11 protein-coding genes are annotated in these 18,963 nt (G+C 49.1%); 10 read left to right on the forward strand and 1 reads right to left on the reverse strand.

Going from position 1 to position 18,963, the window contains the following annotated elements:
• Positions 1–13 precede the first annotated feature (13 nt).
• The 10 genes from MKZ13_RS04805 to MKZ13_RS04850 all read left to right on the forward strand — a co-directional run bounded on the left by MKZ13_RS04805 (position 14) and on the right by MKZ13_RS04850 (position 16,745).
• Positions 14–835 (forward strand): ABC transporter ATP-binding protein, encoded by an 822-nt coding sequence (locus MKZ13_RS04805; protein ID WP_100526515.1) that lies wholly within the window; start codon positions 14–16, stop codon positions 833–835.
• Positions 836–1,415: 580 nt separating this feature from the next.
• Complete coding sequence (locus tag MKZ13_RS04810; RefSeq protein ID WP_339182258.1) at positions 1,416–2,432, forward strand: hypothetical protein; 1,017 nt, start codon at positions 1,416–1,418, stop codon at positions 2,430–2,432.
• Positions 2,433–2,517: 85 nt separating this feature from the next.
• Complete coding sequence (locus tag MKZ13_RS04815) at positions 2,518–3,873, forward strand: diaminobutyrate--2-oxoglutarate transaminase (RefSeq protein ID WP_339182260.1); 1,356 nt, start codon at positions 2,518–2,520, stop codon at positions 3,871–3,873.
• An 11-nt stretch (positions 3,874–3,884) separates the two neighbouring features.
• Entirely contained in the window at positions 3,885–5,300 is a 1,416-nt protein-coding gene (locus tag MKZ13_RS04820) for an MFS transporter (protein ID WP_339182262.1), read from the forward strand.
• Positions 5,278–7,065, forward strand: a complete 1,788-nt coding sequence (locus MKZ13_RS04825; RefSeq protein WP_339182264.1) for an IucA/IucC family protein — start codon at positions 5,278–5,280, stop codon at positions 7,063–7,065. The genes MKZ13_RS04820 and MKZ13_RS04825 overlap by 23 nt, the downstream gene beginning before the upstream one ends.
• Entirely contained in the window at positions 7,040–9,022 is a 1,983-nt protein-coding gene (locus MKZ13_RS04830; RefSeq protein WP_339182266.1) for an IucA/IucC family protein, read from the forward strand. Before MKZ13_RS04825 ends, MKZ13_RS04830 begins: the two co-directional genes overlap by 26 nt.
• Positions 9,019–9,795, forward strand: coding sequence for an aldolase/citrate lyase family protein (locus MKZ13_RS04835; protein WP_221818880.1), 777 nt, complete (start codon positions 9,019–9,021; stop codon positions 9,793–9,795). The genes MKZ13_RS04830 and MKZ13_RS04835 overlap by 4 nt, the downstream gene beginning before the upstream one ends.
• Positions 9,792–11,141, forward strand: coding sequence for a type III PLP-dependent enzyme (locus MKZ13_RS04840; protein WP_339182270.1), 1,350 nt, complete (start codon positions 9,792–9,794; stop codon positions 11,139–11,141). The genes MKZ13_RS04835 and MKZ13_RS04840 overlap by 4 nt, the downstream gene beginning before the upstream one ends.
• Positions 11,101–12,948 (forward strand): IucA/IucC family protein, encoded by a 1,848-nt coding sequence (locus MKZ13_RS04845; RefSeq protein ID WP_339182273.1) that lies wholly within the window; start codon positions 11,101–11,103, stop codon positions 12,946–12,948. Before MKZ13_RS04840 ends, MKZ13_RS04845 begins: the two co-directional genes overlap by 41 nt.
• 314 nt (positions 12,949–13,262) lie before the next feature.
• Positions 13,263–16,745 carry a glycoside hydrolase family 2 TIM barrel-domain containing protein gene (locus MKZ13_RS04850; protein WP_339182275.1) on the forward strand — a complete coding sequence of 1,161 codons (3,483 nt, stop codon included), beginning with the start codon at positions 13,263–13,265 and terminating at the stop codon, positions 16,743–16,745.
• Positions 16,746–17,012: 267 nt separating this feature from the next.
• Here the strand turns inward: MKZ13_RS04850 and sstT are convergent, their stop codons facing one another.
• Positions 17,013–18,242: a serine/threonine transporter SstT gene (gene sstT / locus MKZ13_RS04855; RefSeq protein ID WP_339182278.1), complete on the reverse strand. Its 1,230-nt coding sequence runs from the start codon at positions 18,240–18,242 to the stop codon at positions 17,013–17,015.
• Positions 18,243–18,963: the final 721 nt, after the last annotated feature.

The following is an 18,963-nucleotide window of genomic DNA, read 5'->3' on the forward strand; positions in this document are numbered from 1 at the left end:
GGAGGAGCGAGCTGTGAGTATTCTGGAAGCCAAGGAGCTTACGATCTCCTATGGAGCAGATCCCATTATTGAAAATTTGAACCTGACCATTCCCAAGGGACAGATTACCGTCCTGATTGGCAGCAACGGCTGTGGTAAATCTACGCTGCTGCGTACGATGGCCCGGTTGCTGAAATCCAGCTCCGGTTCGGTGCTGCTGGATGGTGAAGAGATTGCAAAGCTGCCGACCAAGGAAATTTCAAGACGCATGTCCATCCTGCCACAGGGTCCGACCGCTCCGGAGGGCCTGACGGTGAACCAACTGGTTAAGCAAGGACGTTATCCACATCAAACATGGCTGAAGCAATGGTCACGAGAGGATGAGCGCATGGTCAAGCTGGCACTGGAATCCACACATCTGACTGAACTCGCGGATCGGCCTGTGGATGCACTGTCCGGTGGACAGCGTCAGCGTGCCTGGATTGCAATGACACTTGCGCAGGGCACCGAAACGCTACTGCTGGATGAACCTACAACCTATCTGGATATGACACATCAGATTGATATCCTTGATCTGCTATTTGAGTTGAACGAACGGGAAGGACGCACGATTGTCATGGTACTTCATGATCTGAATCTGGCATGTCGTTATGCGCATCACATTGTGGCTGTTCACAACAAGTCGATCTACGCGGAAGGTAAACCAGAGGATATCGTTACACAGGACATGGTCCGTAAAGTCTTCCAGATGGAGTGTGAGATTGCAGTTGATCCGTTGTTCGGTACACCAACCTGCATCCCGCATGGAAGAGGGAGGAAGCTGAATGGGGAACAGCGTTACACTCAGCTGGCTTGAGGATCAAAAAGTCCGCTCTTGATTCGTTCAACAGTTATTCAAAACTCCACATCAACTCCATTGTATGATCATGCAGATGACAAATTAGGCAAGCCTTTGGTAAAACCATGTCCCAGGCTTGCCTGGTTTGTTGTGCCTGTTATTCGATCCTAAACCACATAAGGCGACTTAAACTCACATAAAATTAAATCTTATTTTTCCTTAAAAGTTTATTATTGACAATATAACTTGAATTGCCATAAAATAGATTTTATATGATATTGATAATCATTATCAATATCATATTACAATAAAAATTGATGAGAGTATGAGCAATATAAGTTTAATTCAAATTTCACACGTTAACGGAGGGGGCAGAAGAGATCTGAAGAAGCGGAGCTACAAGCTTTCTGCAAGAAAGCTGCTTCGTAAGCATAAGCTTCGCCTTTATCACCGGATTTCCCCTTTGTATAAGGGATTCAAAAAATCTGGGGATAACAGCGATCGGAAGATGGTTCTGACCGCGCAGTGGTTTCGTGTAAAAGCAGTTATTCAACTTATATAGGAGCGAGTACTTTCATTCGATCGAGGAGGATTTTCAGTGTTTCCGAAAGGGATTCATAATCTGCAAAACCGACTCATTATAAGCAAAGCGAGAGAAATGGGCATCACCTGTGAGCCACTTCTTGAGGGATGCGAAGATTTTCTGAAGCTGTCTGTAGGGGACAAGCAGATCATCATTAACAAAACCAGATCTCATCGTCTGCCGTTAATCGCTGGACTGCTCGCGAAGAACAAGCAGGCATGCAATATGTTGCTGCATGAGCAGGGGATGCCTGTACCATCGTTTATCGTGATCCCAGAGATGGGGAGCAATGCAGCAGCTTTTCTGAATAGATACCGCTCCATTGTGGTGAAACCGCTGGATGCGAGCAGCAGCATGGGCGTGACTCTGGATGTGCGTACCGAAGATGAACTGAAGGCAGCCATTCATCTTGCGAGTGTCCACGGCAGCAGCATCATGTTGCAGCAATATGTAACCGGAATCGATTACAGAGTGCTGATCATTAACGGTGAAGTGGCGGCTGTGAACCAGTATCGGCCTGTCTATGTCGAGGGAGACGGAACTTCAACCGTTCGGGCATTGATAGAGCAGTTGAATCAGGATCGAATCGAGATGACGCACATTGGCGAGTATGAAGCGTTCCCCGAGGTTAATGCAGCAGCGGAACGACTGCTGGAGGTATTACATGCACAAGGGACAACACTGGATGAAGTTCCTGCCGCGGGAAAAGAAATCGAGCTATACGATCTCCGCAATTCTGCCGCCGGAAAAATCAGTGAATTCTACAAGGATTGTACCGAGATCATTCATCCCGATAATGCCCAAATGATCATTCAGGCGGCAAAGACTCTTCAGATCGATGTAGCAGGAGTCGATGTTCGTTGTCGTGATATCCGCACGCCGATCTCCAGAGATCAGGGAGGCATCCTGGAAGTGAACGCCTTGCCAGATATGACACACCACGTCTTTCCCCATGGTGGAACAACTCGTGATGTGGTTCGGTTATACCTGGAATACCTGTGTCAGGAGCAACTTGAGCATAAAGGAATATAGCTGATAACAACGGATAAAAGATGCAGAACGAGAAACACAGGCAGCAGGTTCAGCCTGAATCGATTATAAGGAGCGTTAGAGGGCTATGTCAGTAGAGGTGCAGACGGAATATCTGAAGATGCAAAATGAGAAGGAGTCCAATGCAAGATCGTACCCCAGACATTTCCCACTTGTCATTAACAAGGCCCATGGGGTGAAGATTACCGATACGGAAGGCCGCGTATTCTACGATTGCTTGGCTGGTGCAGGAACATTGGCATTGGGACATAACCATGACACGGTGGTCAATGCCATTCGTGATGTCCTGGATCAGCAGATTCCGCTTCATACACTGGATTTGGCAACACCGCTGAAGCTTGCATATATGCAAGAACTGTTCTCCATTCTTCCGGCAGAGATGCGAGATAAAGCCAAAATCCAGTTCTGTGGTCCAACCGGAGCGGATGCAGTAGAAGCAGCCATTAAGCTGGTCAAACATGCGACAGGTGGCAAGTCTATTCTTGCCTTTCAGGGAGGTTATCACGGTTCAACCCAAGCGACAATGTCGATGAGTGGCAACCTGAGCAAGAAACAACATCTGCAAAGCCTGCTACCGGATGTTCATTTCCTGCCGTTTCCTTATGAATACCGCTGCCCATTTGGTGTTGGTGAAGGCATGACGGCCCGGTTGAGCGCACAGTATATCGAGAACCTGCTCGATGATTGCGAGAGCGGTATTGCCGCACCGTGTGGGGTCATTGTGGAGACGGTACAGGGTGAAGGTGGAGCCATTCCGGCAGATATTGAATGGCTTAGGGAGCTGCGCCGAATCACGGCAGAGCGAAGCATTCCGCTTATCATCGACGAAGTGCAGACAGGCATCGGACGGACAGGGCGAATGTTTTCGTTCGAACATGCCGGGATTGTACCTGATGTAATCATCTGCTCCAAAGCAGTTGGCGGAAGTCTGCCCATGTCTGTCGTCATCTATAAGGAAGAGTTGGATCAATGGCAACCTGGTGCACACACAGGCACGTTCCGTGGCAATCAACTAGCCATGGCAGCGGGACTTGCGACACTTCGTTATATTCGGGAACAGGATGTTTTACACAACGTGCATCTACGCAGTGAGCAGTTCATGAATCAACTGAATGCAATGAAAGAGCGGTATGCAGAGATTGGTGATGTGCGAGGTAGAGGACTGATGATTGGCGTTGAGGTGGTTGATCCAATGGGACGCAAGGATCGTCTGGGTCATTATCTGCCTAATGGTGCGCTGGCTGAGTCTATTCAGCGTGAATGTTTCAAGAATGGATTAATTGTAGAACTGGGCGGGCGTCATTCAGCTGTTGTTCGTTTTCTGCCGCCGCTGAATATTACGGAACAAGAATCGGGTGCAATCCTTGCGATCTTTGAGAAATCGGTAGCTGAAGCGATTGCTTTAGCAACGGCTGCATGTTGAAGCTATCCCTGATGAAGAGGCATGCAGTATTACTCGCGATTCTGATCGGTGCCTTTTCGCTGGTGCTGACCAACAGTGCATTTAACCTGCTGCTGCCTTATTTTGTGCAATATTATCAGATCTCTACGACAGCAGGAGGATGGATCATCGCGCTGTACATGCTGGCTATGACGTTAACAATGCCGCTGGCTTCCCTGATTGTGGACCGACTAGGGCGTAAGCAGACGTATATGTTGGGCATCAGTATCTATGGACTGTTCTCGGTAGCAGGTGCGTTGTTTTATCACTCTATTGAAGTACTGTTGCTGGTTCGTTTCATGCATGGCGTTGCCGCGGGGCTGATGATTCCGTTATCCCTTGTGCTGTTGTTTGATGTATACGGCCCGGAGGTACGAGGGCGAATTACCGGAGCGTGGGGTTTGCTGCTTATGCTCGCTCCGGCTGCCGGACCAACACTGGGGGGCTTCATCATTCAGTATGGACGGCTTGAAATGTTGTTCTGGCTTAACGTGCCACTGGCTATATTCTCGTTGATCGGGTGCGGTCGAGTCATTCAGACCTATATCCCTGCCCGTAGGAAAAAATGGCATCCATCCAGTGTCATGCTGCTGATCAGTGCTGTAGGTGCTCTTAGTCTGGGGGTACAGTTGTACGCGAGTCCAGTTGTGGTGGTATGGGTACCTTGGCTGCTGATTGCACTGGGTGTGGGATTACTCATTCGTTTTATCCAGACAGAGAACGGTCGCAAGGAACCATTGATCCGATACCAGTTGCTGCGGCGTAATGCCGTCTTTCCGCTGACCGTGCTGATCTCGACGATTCAGGATTGTGTGATGTTTGGCGTGATCTTTGCATTGCCATTGTTGTTCCAGGATGTCTTCCACTTGTCACCAGCCATGTCCGGTGCGCTGTTCATTCCCTTATCCATCTGCACAAGTCTGTTCATGTGGATTGGCGGCAGCTTGCTGGACCGAGGTCGGTCCATACATTTTATCGCATGGGGCACGTTGCTGGTGTCGATATCCATTCTGTCGTTTGCGGTTCTACCCATGGGAGCATCGATCTGGATCATCGGTATGCTCATGGCGTGCCGGGGAATTGGCGTTGGTCTGTCAGGCATGAGTATCTCTGCTATTGGTTTACAGGCTTTACCGGAGGAAGACATGCATGAAGGCTCGGTGTTATCGACCACAATTGAGCGGCTCGCTTCTTCGTTTGCGGTGATGGGCTTGACCCTATATTACGATATGCGTTGGCAATGGCTTGCCGGGGCAGGAACGTCCATGGAGATGGCCAAATGGGGAGCGCTCAAAGAGATTTGTATCGGACTTGGCTGCGCCATACTGCTTACACTTCCCCTGGTCTTACTTATAACCCGAAAGAAGGTTGGCATCATTGTTCGAGATGGAAAACAAGCTCCGGTCTGAGGCTGAGCAGCAGGCCCATGAACATTCATGCAAACTGCTGATGAACTGTTACATCCGTGAGCTTGCACTAGAGAAGGAAAACGATATTCGGATCAATCCAAATACGCTGACGTACGCTGTTGCTTTTCAAGCCAGCGGGGTGACGGTGACAGGCCGCTTGTCTTATTACTCTGCCATGGGGGAGCATGAATACCTCAGCATGGAATCTGGCAGGGAAGTGGTGCATTATCGTGACCTTGTTCGTTGGATCACATCTGAGCTAAGCGGGAATGGGAAACAGGGAGCGAGTTCGGACCAACATGGAATGAAGAAAAGTGTGATGGAAATGAAGCGTTCACTTGAGGTGGATATTGCACATCCAAAGGGCGAGAATACGAATCGTGTAGATGCGACGTATGCCAAAGATTTTACACAAAAGGTAGATAACAGTGTCGGTAACCTTACGTTGTATATCGAACAAGCAGCCGGTCTCGACATCCACGATTATCGCACATCGGAACAGTCACTGTTGTATGGTCATCCGTTTCACCCTTTCCCGAAGAATTCCAAAGGCTTTAGCGAGCAGGATGTTCAGAACTACAGTCCGGAGTTACGGACATCGTTTCAACTCTGTTATATCGCCGTGAGGCAGGACGTCTACGTGCAGGAATGGGTGGATGATGAGGCGGTAATGGATTTGCATGATCTCCTGCGGAGCCATGTGGAGCCTATTTTAAAAGAAAAAAGTGGAATGTATGGGCTGCTGCCTGTCCATCCATGGCAATACGCATACATATCACGGTTGTCAGAGGTACAGCACTATATTCGAGATGAAAAATTAATCCTACTCGGTAGTGCGGGGCCTACCGTCTATCCAACCTCTTCGGTCCGTACAGTTTATGTTCCCGAATGGAACTGCAATATCAAGCTGTCACTGAATATGCAGATCACCAACATGATTCGCACTAACAGTGCTGAGCAGATGCGCAGAACACTGGATGCCTCCAAGTACGTCAGGCAGCATGACTGCTTCGGCGCCGAACCGAACACGTATATTGCGTATGAGACAGGTGTTGCGACTTGTGCTTTTGAAGATGAAGAGTTAACCAGTCTGTTTACGATAGCTTATCGGCCCATTGAGTTTGATGTCGAGAATACGTATGTCTTATCCAGTCTAGTAGAAGCACCGCTTCCCAGGATGCGGTCGAGACTGATGACGATGCTGGGTGGTGGACGTGACATAGCTGAGCGTTGGTTGGATCGTTATCTGAAATGTTCTCTGCTGCCGATTGTACGGGCGGCGGGAGAGAAAGGTATTCATTTTGAAGCTCATTTGCAGAATACCCTTGTGACCTTAAAGGATGGGTTGCCTGTTGATTTTATCGTCCGCGATCTGGAAGGGGTCAGTGTGGATGAGGAACTTATCCTTGAGCAGGATCGTGCTGCGTCCGATTTATTATTTTATTCGCGAGAGAAAGCCTGGGCGCGGACTTCTTACTATTTTATCGTCAATCATCTGGGTTCTCTAATTCATGCCATGGCGCGAGATGTGAACGTATCCGAGGAGCATTTCTGGAAACAGGTACGTGAGGTACTTGTAGATGAACTGGAACGAACGGGCAATGCATATGTGCAACATCTGCTGACAACGGATGCTTTTCTGGCCAAACAAAACTTGGTGAGTTGTCTAAGAGGGATCAGCCAGACCCCGGCCTACGTGCCGGTGAGCAATGTAATGAAACGAATGGGGAGTGAAGTACGTGGGAGTCGTGGGATACAGGGCTGAAGCAGGCGGCAGGACAGAAGCAGTCTACGTGGGTGTACAGGAACGGATCATGCGGCAGACGTTGGAGGCGATGTGGTTCGAAGGCATTCTGGACAGTCATGTAAGTGGGAGCGAATGGCGAACCGAGGGACTTACATCGTCAGGAAAACCTGTGGCGTACACATGTGAAGCCGAACGGAAGTTTTCATTTGGCCGGGTGAAGGTGAAGAAGGGTTCGATCCAAAGAGAAGGCGTACCTTGCACCGATCTGGATCTGTTTTTGGAAGAAATGGTGTTGAATGCTTTGAAAGGTGCAAATGTCACGGCTTTTATCCAGGAACTGCTCGAAACGATGGCAAAGGATAGTCAGTGCCGGGCGATATTACCTTCGAACATTCCGAGTGAGGATCGGCATTATGATGCGCTTGAAAGTCATATGACTGACGGTCATCTGTACCATCCGAGTTATAAGTCGAGGCTGGGATTTTCTTTGAAAGACAATCTGGCCTATGGCCCTGAATTTAACACGGAGGTTGCATTAGTCTGGGTTGCTGTGAAAAAAGAATTGGCTCAGACCGCTGTATCCGCAGGGTATAGCTCTGAAGAATTGGTAGGGCAACATCTGACCGTAGAGGATATGCAGCGATTTCAACAGATCCTGCAACAACAAGGTCGTGCGGACATGGGCGAAAACGTCAACGCATATGCGACGAGTGCAGATCAGCTTGAGAGCAGTGCCGAGGTTGGTGAAATAACAGCGGTTCAAGATAGCTCAATAGGCTCTAGCGTTGGCAGCAAAGACAGCAAGGTGGATGGGGAAATGGGAGGTTCTGACGCGGATGATCGCTATGTGTTCATTCCAGTTCATCCATGGCAGTGGGAGCATCAGTTGGAGTCGGTATATGCCCGTCAACGGATGGATGGGGACATCGTGTATCTTGGACTATCGTCTTCGCCCTATCGTGCGCAGCAGTCGATCCGTTCACTCTCGAACCGGATAAATCCGGAAGCCCCTTACATCAAGCTGGCCCTCAGTATTACCAACACGTCGAGTACGCGCATTCTGGCACAGCATACAACCCAGAACGCACCGCTGATCAGCGATTGGCTGGAAGAACTCATTCGTGAGGATGAGCTGTTGCAACAGGTGCAGTTTGGCATTTTGAAAGAAATCATGGGACTGTCATTTCGTTATGAGCAGTTGCCTGCAACCCAATATGGACGGGCCTACGGTACACTCGGTGCCATCTGGCGGGAGAATGTTTCTGTTCACCTGAAGCAAGGTGAGACGGCATGGCCGCTGAATGCGTTGATGTTGGTGCAGCCCAATGGTGTTCCGTTTATCCAGGATGCTGTAGAACGACATGGTGTGGAAAAGTGGAGCGAGGCCCTTGTTCGCACAGTTACACTGCCGATTATTCATCTGCTCTATGCACACGGGATTGCGCTGGAATCTCATGCTCAGAATATTATTTTGGTACTGGAAGGCGATCTGCCGAAACGAATCATTATCAAGGATCTGCATGATGGTGTCCGCTACGTACCGGATCAACTGATGTACCCGGAAAGGGCACCGAAGCTGAACCCCGAGCCGGAAACCCATCGCAAGTTCAATCGGTATTCCTTCATCTATGCGGGAGATGTATCGGAAGTCCGTGACTATACGTATGATGCATTCTTTTTTATCTGTATGACGGATATTGCGCTGGCTTTGGAGAAGTTTGGGTTGTCGGAGGAAGCGTTCTGGCAACTGTGCGCAGGTGTGATTGTGGATTATCAGCGAGAGCACCCGGAGTACAAGGAGCGCTTCGCTGCATTTGACCTTTTTGCCGAAGATGCACTGATCGAAGAGATGACCAAGCGCCGTCTGTATGGGGATGGAGAGTTATATTTCCGCAAGGCGAGCAATCCGCTCAAGGTATCAAAGGATGCACTTGAATCAAAGAGAACACCCGAATTAAAGGGAATCGCCAAATGAGAATTAACACGCTGAAGGAAAAAATTGCACGTAAACAACCGGTTTATGGCCTTTTTGTATCGATCCCGCACCCGGTTATCATTGAGATGATCGGACATGCGGAGTATGACTTTGTCATTATTGATCTGGAACATGCCGCAACATCGATGGAATCGGTGGAAGAGTTGGTTCGTGCGGCGGAACTGGTGGGCCTAACCCCGCTGGTACGTATCTCGAAAGTGGAACGAGCAGAGATTCTGAAAGTGCTGGACTGTGGCGCCCAAGGCATCGTCATTCCGCATGTCGAGCAATTGGAGCAGGTGGAGGAAGCGGTTCGTCACGCCTACTATCATCCAGTTGGCATGCGGAGCTTGAACAGTGGTCGTCCCGGTGTGTTCGGGAAATATCCGCTCACGGGATACATTGGGGAAGCGAACGAACAAGTGATGGTTGTCCCCATGATCGAAAGTGTGGAGGGTGTGCGGCAAAGTGCACAGATTCTGTCTCACCCTCAGGTGAGTTTTGTATTGGAAGGGGCGGCGGATCTGTCGCAATCCCTCGGTGTGCCATGGCAGACGGAGCACCCGGATGTGAGACGTGCACTGGATGAATTACATGCTACTGCCCAGCAGTGCAAAGTACCTTATGCAACGGTCACCAGAGGTGTGGAGGATATGTCGCTTTGGGCTGAGCGGGGAGTACATATATACGTGCTTGGTGATGATCGGAATACGGCGTTTCGGGCCTATGCCCAAAAACGGAATGACTACAGGAATGCGGGTGGGCAGATATGAAACCTAGTGTATGGCATGCGATTGATGAACTGCAACGCGGGATGGAAGAACCGGTGTGTGCGTACGTTTACGACCTGGCTGGCATTCAGGAGCAAGTACGTCAGATGTTGGGCAGCATGCCTGGGAACACAGAATTGTTCTACGCCATTAAGGCGAATTCTGATCCGCGGATCATTGAGGCTTTGCTTCCATTGGTGAAGGGCTTTGAAGTGGCTTCGATTGGAGAGCTACTTAAGGTTAGAGCGGTAAGTCGCGAGGTTCCGATTCTGTTTGGAGGTCCGGGGAAAAAGGAGAGCGAACTGCGTCTGGCGATCGAGCATGGCGTGAGCTACATCCATGTGGAGAGTCTGTTGGAACTTCGGCGCATCATTGCGATTGCGAAAGAGAGGGCGATGGAGCAGGAGCAGGTGCAGGAGAGCAGGCAGAAGCAAGAATGGGAGCAGAACCCGGGACATGAGCCAAAACACAAGCAACAACAGGAGCAAGCGCAGGAAGTGCGCATACTGCTCCGAATCAACCTGCGAAGCAGTACGTTACCTCGGACGAAGATTGTTATGGGTGGTGGGCCGAGTCCTTTTGGAATCGATGAAGAGGCAGTGGAAGAAGCCATTGAACTCATTCGTGTGGAAGGCGCGGGTGTGGTTCGGTTAAGCGGGTTCCATTTCCATTCCTTGTCCAACAATATGGATGCCAGGCTGCATGCCGAGATGATCGAGCTGTATTTGCAAAAGGTGGAGCAGTGGCAGCAGCAGTATGATCTACCTATGGAAGTGGTGAATGCAGGAGGTGGATTCGGTGTCACGTATGATGGCAGTCCCGGATTCGACTGGCCATTATTCACTTCTCTGCTGGAGCAAAGTGAAGCCAGACAGCGCCTTGTTTCACGCGGAGGCCAGCTGTATTTTGAATCGGGTCGACTGCTGGTGGCAGACCACGGATATTACGCAGCAGAGGTTACGGATATCAAAACTTCTCATGATCAGTATTTTGCCGTGTTAAGGGGAGGTACGCACCACAATCGTCTGCCTGCTTCATGGGGGCATAACCATCCGTTTCAGATTATGGCGACAGATCGCTGGAAACACTCGTTTGCCCGACCAGAGGTAAGAGATCGTCGAGTTCATGTGGTAGGTGAGCTATGCACACCCAAGGATCGCCTGCATTCCGATGCGGAGGTAGCACTGCTGCGCGTGGGAGATATTATTTTGTTTGAAAAGTCTGGCGCTTATTGCTGGACCATCTCGCATCATGATTTTCTGGGGCATCCGCACCCGGCATTCCATTATCTAACGGAGGACAATGATCATGTCAACACTGATGAAGCGTACCAGTCTGCAAGCCGCTGAACGCCGGATTATGGCGGATCTAATGAACGCCTTCTTGTCGGAGCAATTGCTTCCATTAGAAGGTTATTCGTTCAATGATTTTGCTAAGGCCCCTGCACCGTTCCGTCGATTGTATAAGGAATATGACAGCGAAGAGCTTAATCAGAATGTAGCTTCTCGCTACAGATTACACACTCAAGGTGTACTGTGTCTGGTTGAAGAAGGGGTGAGACAGGGGATTCAGTGGGTCCAGGGTTCACCGATCTACGAGGAGAAAGCAGATGGAAGCTGGGTTCTCCTTGATTCTCCGGTAGAGGTTGGACGTGCCGTGTTACAGAAGGCTTTGTCGGATGAGGCCTATGCGCAGCCCGGAGTGGCGGAGTTTCTTGCTAGTCTGGACATTGCTGTGGAGCAGTATGCTCTGGGCTGGGAACAAGTCCAGTATCTGTCCACCAACGTCCCAGCTTCTGCTTACGAATGGTTTATCAAGGGGGAGCGCGTTGCGGCATTACGGGATCGTCCATTTCACCCATCGTCCAAAGCCAAAGTGGGATTCAATGCAGAGGATGTCACACGGTATGCAGCGGAATTCGGGAAGGCGATTTCGCTGCGCTGGGTGGCTATACGGTTGGATGCAGTGCAGCAAGGTTGCGAAGATGGGATGTCCATTTTGGACGTGTTAGACGATGTTCAGCGTGGAGTAGTGGAAGCCGAGTTTACCCGCAAAGGGATCACGTTGGACGAATATCTGCCGATGCCTGTTCATCCATGGCAATTGGAACATGTGATCCTGCCCCGTTTCACTGGAGAGGTCGAGGAAGGCAGCATTGTCGTATTGGATGTAGAAGGGGGCGACGTACAGGCCACATCCTCTCTGCGCTCGATGGCTCCGTCAACCGAATCTACCCTAATGTTCAAGCTACCGGTTAGTGTGCTGTCGCTGGGGGCAGCTCGCTATCTTCCGGTAGTGAAGCTGCTGAATGGTCTTGCTGGAGAACGTATGCTAAGGCAAGCTGTAGCTTGTGACGAGACGTTGAAGGACAAGGTGTATATGTGCGAAGAGCAGAACTGGTGGGGTTTCATGCCGGAATCCATGGGACTGTTCGATGATCATCCCCGCCACCTGGCTGCACAGATTCGTGTGTATCCCTCTGAGTTGTTGGATGATGATTATAAAGTAATTCCAATGGCCGCACTGGGTGTGAATCTGGAAGGGCATCATCTATTAACGGAGATTCTGGGGGATAACCTGAGTAGCACGGATGTCCTCGACTTCTATACCAGTATAGCTACGACGTTTTATGACATCGTGATACGTCTGTTCAAGGTGGGCGTTGTGCCTGAGATTCATGGTCAGAACTGTTGTCTGGTGTTACGGGATAATCAGGTAAAAGGTCTATTGTTCCGCGATCATGATTCGGTGCGTTTGCATCAGCCTTATCTGGACAAGCATGGCATTGCAGACCCTGCCTATCATATTCGCCCGGGCTACTCGAACAGCCTGTATAACGAGACGATCCAGAAGCTGATCTTCTATGTGCAGTCTTTGGGGACGCAGGTGAATCTGGCTGCGATCATGGAGGCACTGAGCGAGGTGTATCACATCCCGGAAACGAAGTTATGGGAGATCACGGAGCAGGCTTGGAAGGAAGCGCTGCAACATGTGCAGCTTCCCGAATCTGATCGGGCCGCCCTCGCTCATGCGATATTCGAGAGCAGGGAGTGGCCCGTGAAGTTAGTTGTCCGTCCGCTGCTTGAAGCGGATGGGGTGCCTGGCGCGATGCCATCGGGCAAAGGCATAGGGTGGAACCCTTTTTACAAGGGATAGAGGTTGAGTATGGTTGGTGTAGGAGTGTAGAGAGAAGAAGTGGCGTGCTATAGGAAAAATATAGAAGGTGACCCGTTTGAGGGGTTGCCTTTTTGGTTTGTTGTTATCGCGCGTTCTAATGCTTGGAGGGAATAAAACGTTCATTAATCTGGCTAAAAAATCTTCTGAAATGGAGGTACAGGAAAGAGACTGATGGTATAATCGGGTTATGTGTTATAGTCATACTTGTGTATTACCGAAAAGGTTTTCGGAAAAAGCGACATCTACTGTTGTAACCGTAATCATAATTTACTTCAAGAAAGTGAGAATCTACCATGAATCAGAAGAGACTTTTTAATGATGGATGGCAATTTGCGAAAAGTAAGCTGGATGTTACGGAACCTGCGGGTCTGGTGTATGAACCTGTGGAACTTCCCCATGATTGGCTGATATATAATACGCTTGAACTGTATGAAGACAGCATTGGATGGTACCGTAAGACGTTCCATTACACGAAGAATGAGCAGCAGCTTTTGCTCTGTTTTGATGGCGTGTACATGGATTCTTCGGTGTATGTGAACGGGCAGTTGGTTGGGGAGTGGAAGTATGGCTATTCTGCTTTTGAACATGAGATCACGGATGCACTGGTGGAAGGCGACAATGAGATTGTAGTCAAAGTGGTGCATCAGAGCCCGAACAGCAGATGGTATTCCGGAGCCGGAATCTATCGCCATGTGTGGCTGAAAACGAGAGACCGCAACCACATCGTGACGGATGGAACGTATGTATCGATTCAGCAACAGCCGAATGGCTGGCAGGTGGAAGTAGATACGGAGCTGAACCTGGAACAGAATCAGCAAGCAGAGCTGGTGCATACGATCCGGTATGAAGGTCAGGTGGTGGCATCGACGAAGGCGAATGTTACAGCTTCGGTGGGAGAGAATGCGGCAGCATCAGTAGATAGCCAACAGCTTATGGTTGTGAATCCTAACCTATGGAGCCCGGATGCACCGCATCTGTATGAACTGGTGACGGAGCTGCGATTGATCTCGGATGATCAGGAACATCGGACAGTTGAATCGGTCTCACAGCGCATTGGATTCCGGGATATCAAGCTGGATGCCAATGAAGGGTTCCACCTGAACGGAGTCAAGATGAAGCTGAACGGGGTGTGTGAACACCATGATCTCGGTGCGCTGGGAGCTGCTTTTAACCTGACGGCATTGCGTAGAAGATTTGTTTTGCTCAAAGAAATGGGTGTTAACGCCATCCGCACCGCGCATAATATGCCTGCCAAAGAGTTCATGGAACTTGCGGATGAGATGGGTATGCTGGTTGTGTCTGAAGCCTTCGATATGTGGGAACGTGCCAAAACGCCATACGATTATGCGAGATTTTTCCCAGAGTGGGTGCATACCGATGTGAAGAGTTGGGTGAAGCGCGACCGTAACCATGCCAGCCTGATCATGTGGAGTATCGGGAACGAAATCTATGATACCCATGCGGATGAGCGTGGACAGGAAGTAACCCGGATGCTGATGGATTATGTGCTGGAATTTGATCCAAAAGGCAATGCAGGCGTGACGATTGGTTCGAATTACATGCCTTGGGAAAATGCACAAAAATGTGCGGATATCGTGAAGCTGGCAGGTTACAACTACGCGGAAAAATACTACGACAAACATCATGAAGAACATCCAGATTGGATCATCTATGGTAGTGAGACGTCTTCGGTGGTGCAGAGCCGCGGCATTTATCACTTCCCGTTCGAACAGCCGATTCTGGCAGATGATGACGAGCAGTGCTCGGCTTTGGGTAACAGTACGACGAGTTGGGGCGCGAAGTCGGCAGAATACTGCATTTTGGCAGAGCGGGATACGCCGTATTCACTGGGTCAGTTTCTGTGGACTGGATTCGATTATATCGGAGAGCCGACACCATATCATACGAAGAATTCGTATTTTGGACAGCTGGATACAGCAACGTTCCCGAAAGACTCCTATTACATCTACCAAGCGGCTTGGACGGATTATAAGAAAAGTCCGATGGTTCACTTGTTCCCTTACTGGGATTTCAGCCCGGGTCAGATCATTGATGTACGCGTGTGCAGCAACGCGCCGAAGATTGAGCTGCAACTCAACGGCAAGACGATTGGCACGTACGATATCGATCATGCCAATGGAACACAACTATCCGGCTGGTGGAAAGTGCCTTATGAAGAGGGCGAGCTGAAAGCGATCGCTTACGATGAGAACGGTGAGATCATTGCAACTGATGTGCAAAGATCCTATACGGATGCGAAGAAGATTCGTCTGAAAGCGGATCGGGAGCAGCTGCAAGCCAGTGGCACAGACCTGATTTTTGTAGAAATTGATGTGGAAGATGAAGCTGGAAATCCCGTGCACAATGCGAATAACCGCGTGCAAGTTCAGGTGACCGGTGCAGGACGATTGCTGGGTCTGGATAACGGTGACAGCACGGACTACGATCCATATAAAGGTTTGAGCAGAAGACTGTTCAGCGGCAAACTGATGGCGATCATCGGAGCGACAAATGAACCTGGAACAGTACGGATTGAAGTTTCTTCTGAAGGGTTGGAAGGGGCTGTAGCTGAGTTTGAATCGCGTATTGTAGATGCGGAACTGGTTGATGAGAAACTAGCGAAAGCTGTCTTCATGAACAATGAAGAACGTCCGGTGCTAACGGGGAATGCTCAGGAGATTCCTTTGCGGAAAATTGAGATCATCAGTAAAGCAGGACAGTTGCTCGATCCGTCCAACCCGGAGCTGGTCGTAACCGCCAAGCTGTATCCGGAGAACACCTCCTATCGTGATATTGAGTGGGCCGTTGTGAATGATGCTGGAATCGAGTCCAACATTGCTAAAGTGGAAGCTGTTCAAGCAGAAGCAGGCGACAACGGTGAGCATCAACATGCGGTGAAGGTATCGGCTATAGGTGACGGAGAGTTCCGCCTTCGCGCAACCAGTACCAACGGTACGGATAAAACGAAACTCATCTCCCAGCTGGAGTTCAAGGCGGAAGGTCTCGGCACAGCGTACAAAGATCCATACGGTTTCATCACGGGCGGACTGTACGATTACACCAAAGGTGAGGTTGGTAACGGCAATGAGCGCGGGGTAGCGACAAGTCGGGATGGGGAGACGCATGTAGGCTTCCGCAATATTGACTTCGGGCCATACGGTTCCGATACGATTACCATTCCAATCTTTACGTTGTCTACGGAGGACTACTTCATTCAGATCTGGGAAGGTATGCCGGATGAAGAAGGAAGTACGATGATCGCAGATGTGGTGTATGACAAAGAGTCCATTTGGAATGTGTACCAGGAAGAGACATACCAATTGTCCAAACGTCTTAGCGGAATTACGTCGATCTGTTTTGTACTGAAGCAGAAGATTCATATTAAAGGCTTCTCCTTCGAACGTCAGAGTCGGGCCTTCGAGCAGAATGCGGCTGCATCCTGTGACCATCTCTACGGAGATACGTTTAAAATTGAGGGTGACCGTGTTGAAGGTATCGGGAACAACGTGTCGTTGGAGTTTGAAAACATGGACTTTACGGCAGAAGGCACGTCGAAGCTCGTGATCTACGGCCATTCACCGATTGATAAGAATACGATTCATATTCGCTTCGCAGGTGCGGACGGACAGAGCAACCAGCTGGTTGAGTTCACACAGTCGAGTGGATACGAAGAACGGGTGTTTGAGCTTGAACAGGTGAAAGGTGAACAGAAAGTAAGCTTTATCTTCCTGCCAGGCAGTCAGTTTGACTTCGGCTGGTTCCGATTCGAGAAGTAGAGTACAGATCAATCCCCTTCAAGTAAACGGTGTTCGTTCAGAACATGTGGTTACTTGAAGGGGATTTTTTAATAATGTGTAACGCTGATGCAAGAAAACGGAGCGCTCATGCCTTCTTCTATGGAGAAAAAATGTTGCAGAAGTTATTGTTCCATTTTACGTTGTAATGAAGAAATCCCCTCGGGTCCACGGTGTTGATCGCATGTCATCATGTGATCTTTTTTCACTGTAACCAGGAGGGGATATGGTAGGCCAACTGCTGTTGGTTTAGAGTTGAACTGCTGTTTTCTTACCTTCTTTACGTTTCTTAGCGTATTCTGCTGTAGCGGTAAACAAGACATCCGAGGATGAATTCAGGGACGTTTCAAATGAGTCTTGCAACACTCCGATGATGAAGCCAACCCCAACGACTTGCATCGCAATATCATTCGATATGCCGAACAAGCTGCATGCCATAGGAATAAGAAGAAGAGAGCCACCCGCCACACCCGAGGCGCCAGTAGCAGCAACAGCGGATAACACGCTGAGAATCAGCGCTGTTCCAAAATCCACTTGAATACCCATCGTATGAACAGCTGCAAGGGATAAGACCGATATGGTAACGGCTGCCCCCGCCATATTAATCGTAGCGCCCAACGGGATGGATACCGAATACGTATCCTTGTCCAAGCCTAACTTTTCACATAATCTCATATTGACTGGAATGTTCGCCGCAGAACTTCGTGTAAAGAATGCCGTAATCCCGCTTTCTCTTAAGCACTGAAAGACGAGGGGATATGGATTCTTACGAATGTTCAGATATACGATTAGTGGATTCACAACAAGCGCGGTGAACACCATACATCCAACAAGAACGGAAAGTAATTTTCCGTAACCCAACAAAGACGAAAGTCCGCTTGTTGTAATGGAGTCAAAAATAAGACCCATAATCCCGAACGGTGCAAACTGGATTACCCATTTCACAATCTTCGATACAGCTTCCGAGAATTGAGTAATCAGGTTTTTAGTGTTATCACTCGAGCTTTTGAGAGCAACACCTAGCAGCAAGGCCCAAGCCAGAATACCGATATAGTTAGCGTTCATCAGTGCACTTACCGGATTATCAACCAACTTCAATAACAAGCTCTTCAGGACCTCAACAATGCCATCAGGTGGGGTCAACTCTTGCACGCCCGATACCAAAGTCAATGTAACCGGAAATAAGAAACTTGCCACAACCGCGAGCAGCCCAGCCAGAAAGGTACTCATAACGTAAAGGACGATAATCCTTTTCATATTGGTTTGAACACCTTTTCGATGGTTGGATATAGCGGCCATCACCAAAAGTAACACTAAGATTGGAGCAACCGCCTTTAATGCTGAGACAAATAAGGAACCAAAAAGTGCAATTCCTGTTGCACCGGGCACGATCAGGGCCAAGACAATCCCCAAGACAATTCCTAGTAAAATTCGTTTAATAAGACTCATTCGGTTCCATTTCGTTAATGCCGTTCTCATCCATATTCCTCCGAGTTTCAATATAAAATCTTATCAAGCAACGCATCGTCGCTGTAATGGAGCATAGCGTTAGTTTATCACGGAATTTGTCTCTTGTGTGGTGTGGTAATATTTGTATTATAGATCATCCCATCCCCCGCTGTCCTTTTGCCTTCTCCATCGTGTATACCTTTGTTCATATGCTGATGTTTAGTCTCTATTATGTATTTTTCGCCTCAGAACAGTTCAGTTCCGCGGTAACTCAGGGGTACAGCGTTTTCTTGAATGGGAATATGCAGCGATTGGTGGAGATGGGGATGAGTTTGATCATGGCAGTAGCGTTGTTTGTAGTATTCCAAGGCTGGAGCTATTGGACGGCAAAAAGAAAGTTGAGCTCCGCTTCATAAGGGTATTCCGCTTCCCTCAAAATTAAACAATGAAGCCATGCTGGTAAGACAAAGGACAACTATAGCAGGACTCTTGTCTTTTTTATTGGGCTTTCCTCATAGTTATTCGCACACTCTCCGAATGTGCTAAGGACATAGTATAGGGCATATATACTGTGTGCCTTGGCCTAAGGAGATGACCATTTTGAAGTATCTGAACAAGAGGACAGCCACCCTCAACAAATTAAGGCCCAGTCGTTCTACGTTGAAATGTAGAAAAAAACACTTGGGAAAACGAAAGAAATGCCATATTATCCGTAGATCTTATCGGAGAAAGCGCTGCTCACTGAAGCGTC

This window comes from Paenibacillus sp. FSL R5-0701, from assembly GCF_037973995.1.
GTDB lineage: Bacteria > Bacillota > Bacilli > Paenibacillales > Paenibacillaceae > Paenibacillus.

Excerpts from the sequence above, each read along its gene's own strand:
- MKZ13_RS04825 (WP_339182264.1), top strand. The coding sequence starts at position 5,278 with ATGGAAAACAAGCTCCGGTCTGAGGCTGAGCAGCAGGCCCATGAACAT.
- MKZ13_RS04850 (WP_339182275.1), top strand. The coding sequence starts at position 13,263 with ATGAATCAGAAGAGACTTTTTAATGATGGATGGCAATTTGCGAAAAGT.
- sstT (WP_339182278.1), bottom strand. The coding sequence starts at position 18,242 with ATGAGAACGGCATTAACGAAATGGAACCGAATGAGTCTTATTAAACGA.
- MKZ13_RS04845 (WP_339182273.1), top strand. The coding sequence starts at position 11,101 with ATGTCAACACTGATGAAGCGTACCAGTCTGCAAGCCGCTGAACGCCGG.
- MKZ13_RS04835 (WP_221818880.1), top strand. The coding sequence starts at position 9,019 with ATGAGAATTAACACGCTGAAGGAAAAAATTGCACGTAAACAACCGGTT.
- MKZ13_RS04815 (WP_339182260.1), top strand. The coding sequence starts at position 2,518 with ATGTCAGTAGAGGTGCAGACGGAATATCTGAAGATGCAAAATGAGAAG.
- MKZ13_RS04840 (WP_339182270.1), top strand. The coding sequence starts at position 9,792 with ATGAAACCTAGTGTATGGCATGCGATTGATGAACTGCAACGCGGGATG.
- MKZ13_RS04820 (WP_339182262.1), top strand. The coding sequence starts at position 3,885 with ATGAAGAGGCATGCAGTATTACTCGCGATTCTGATCGGTGCCTTTTCG.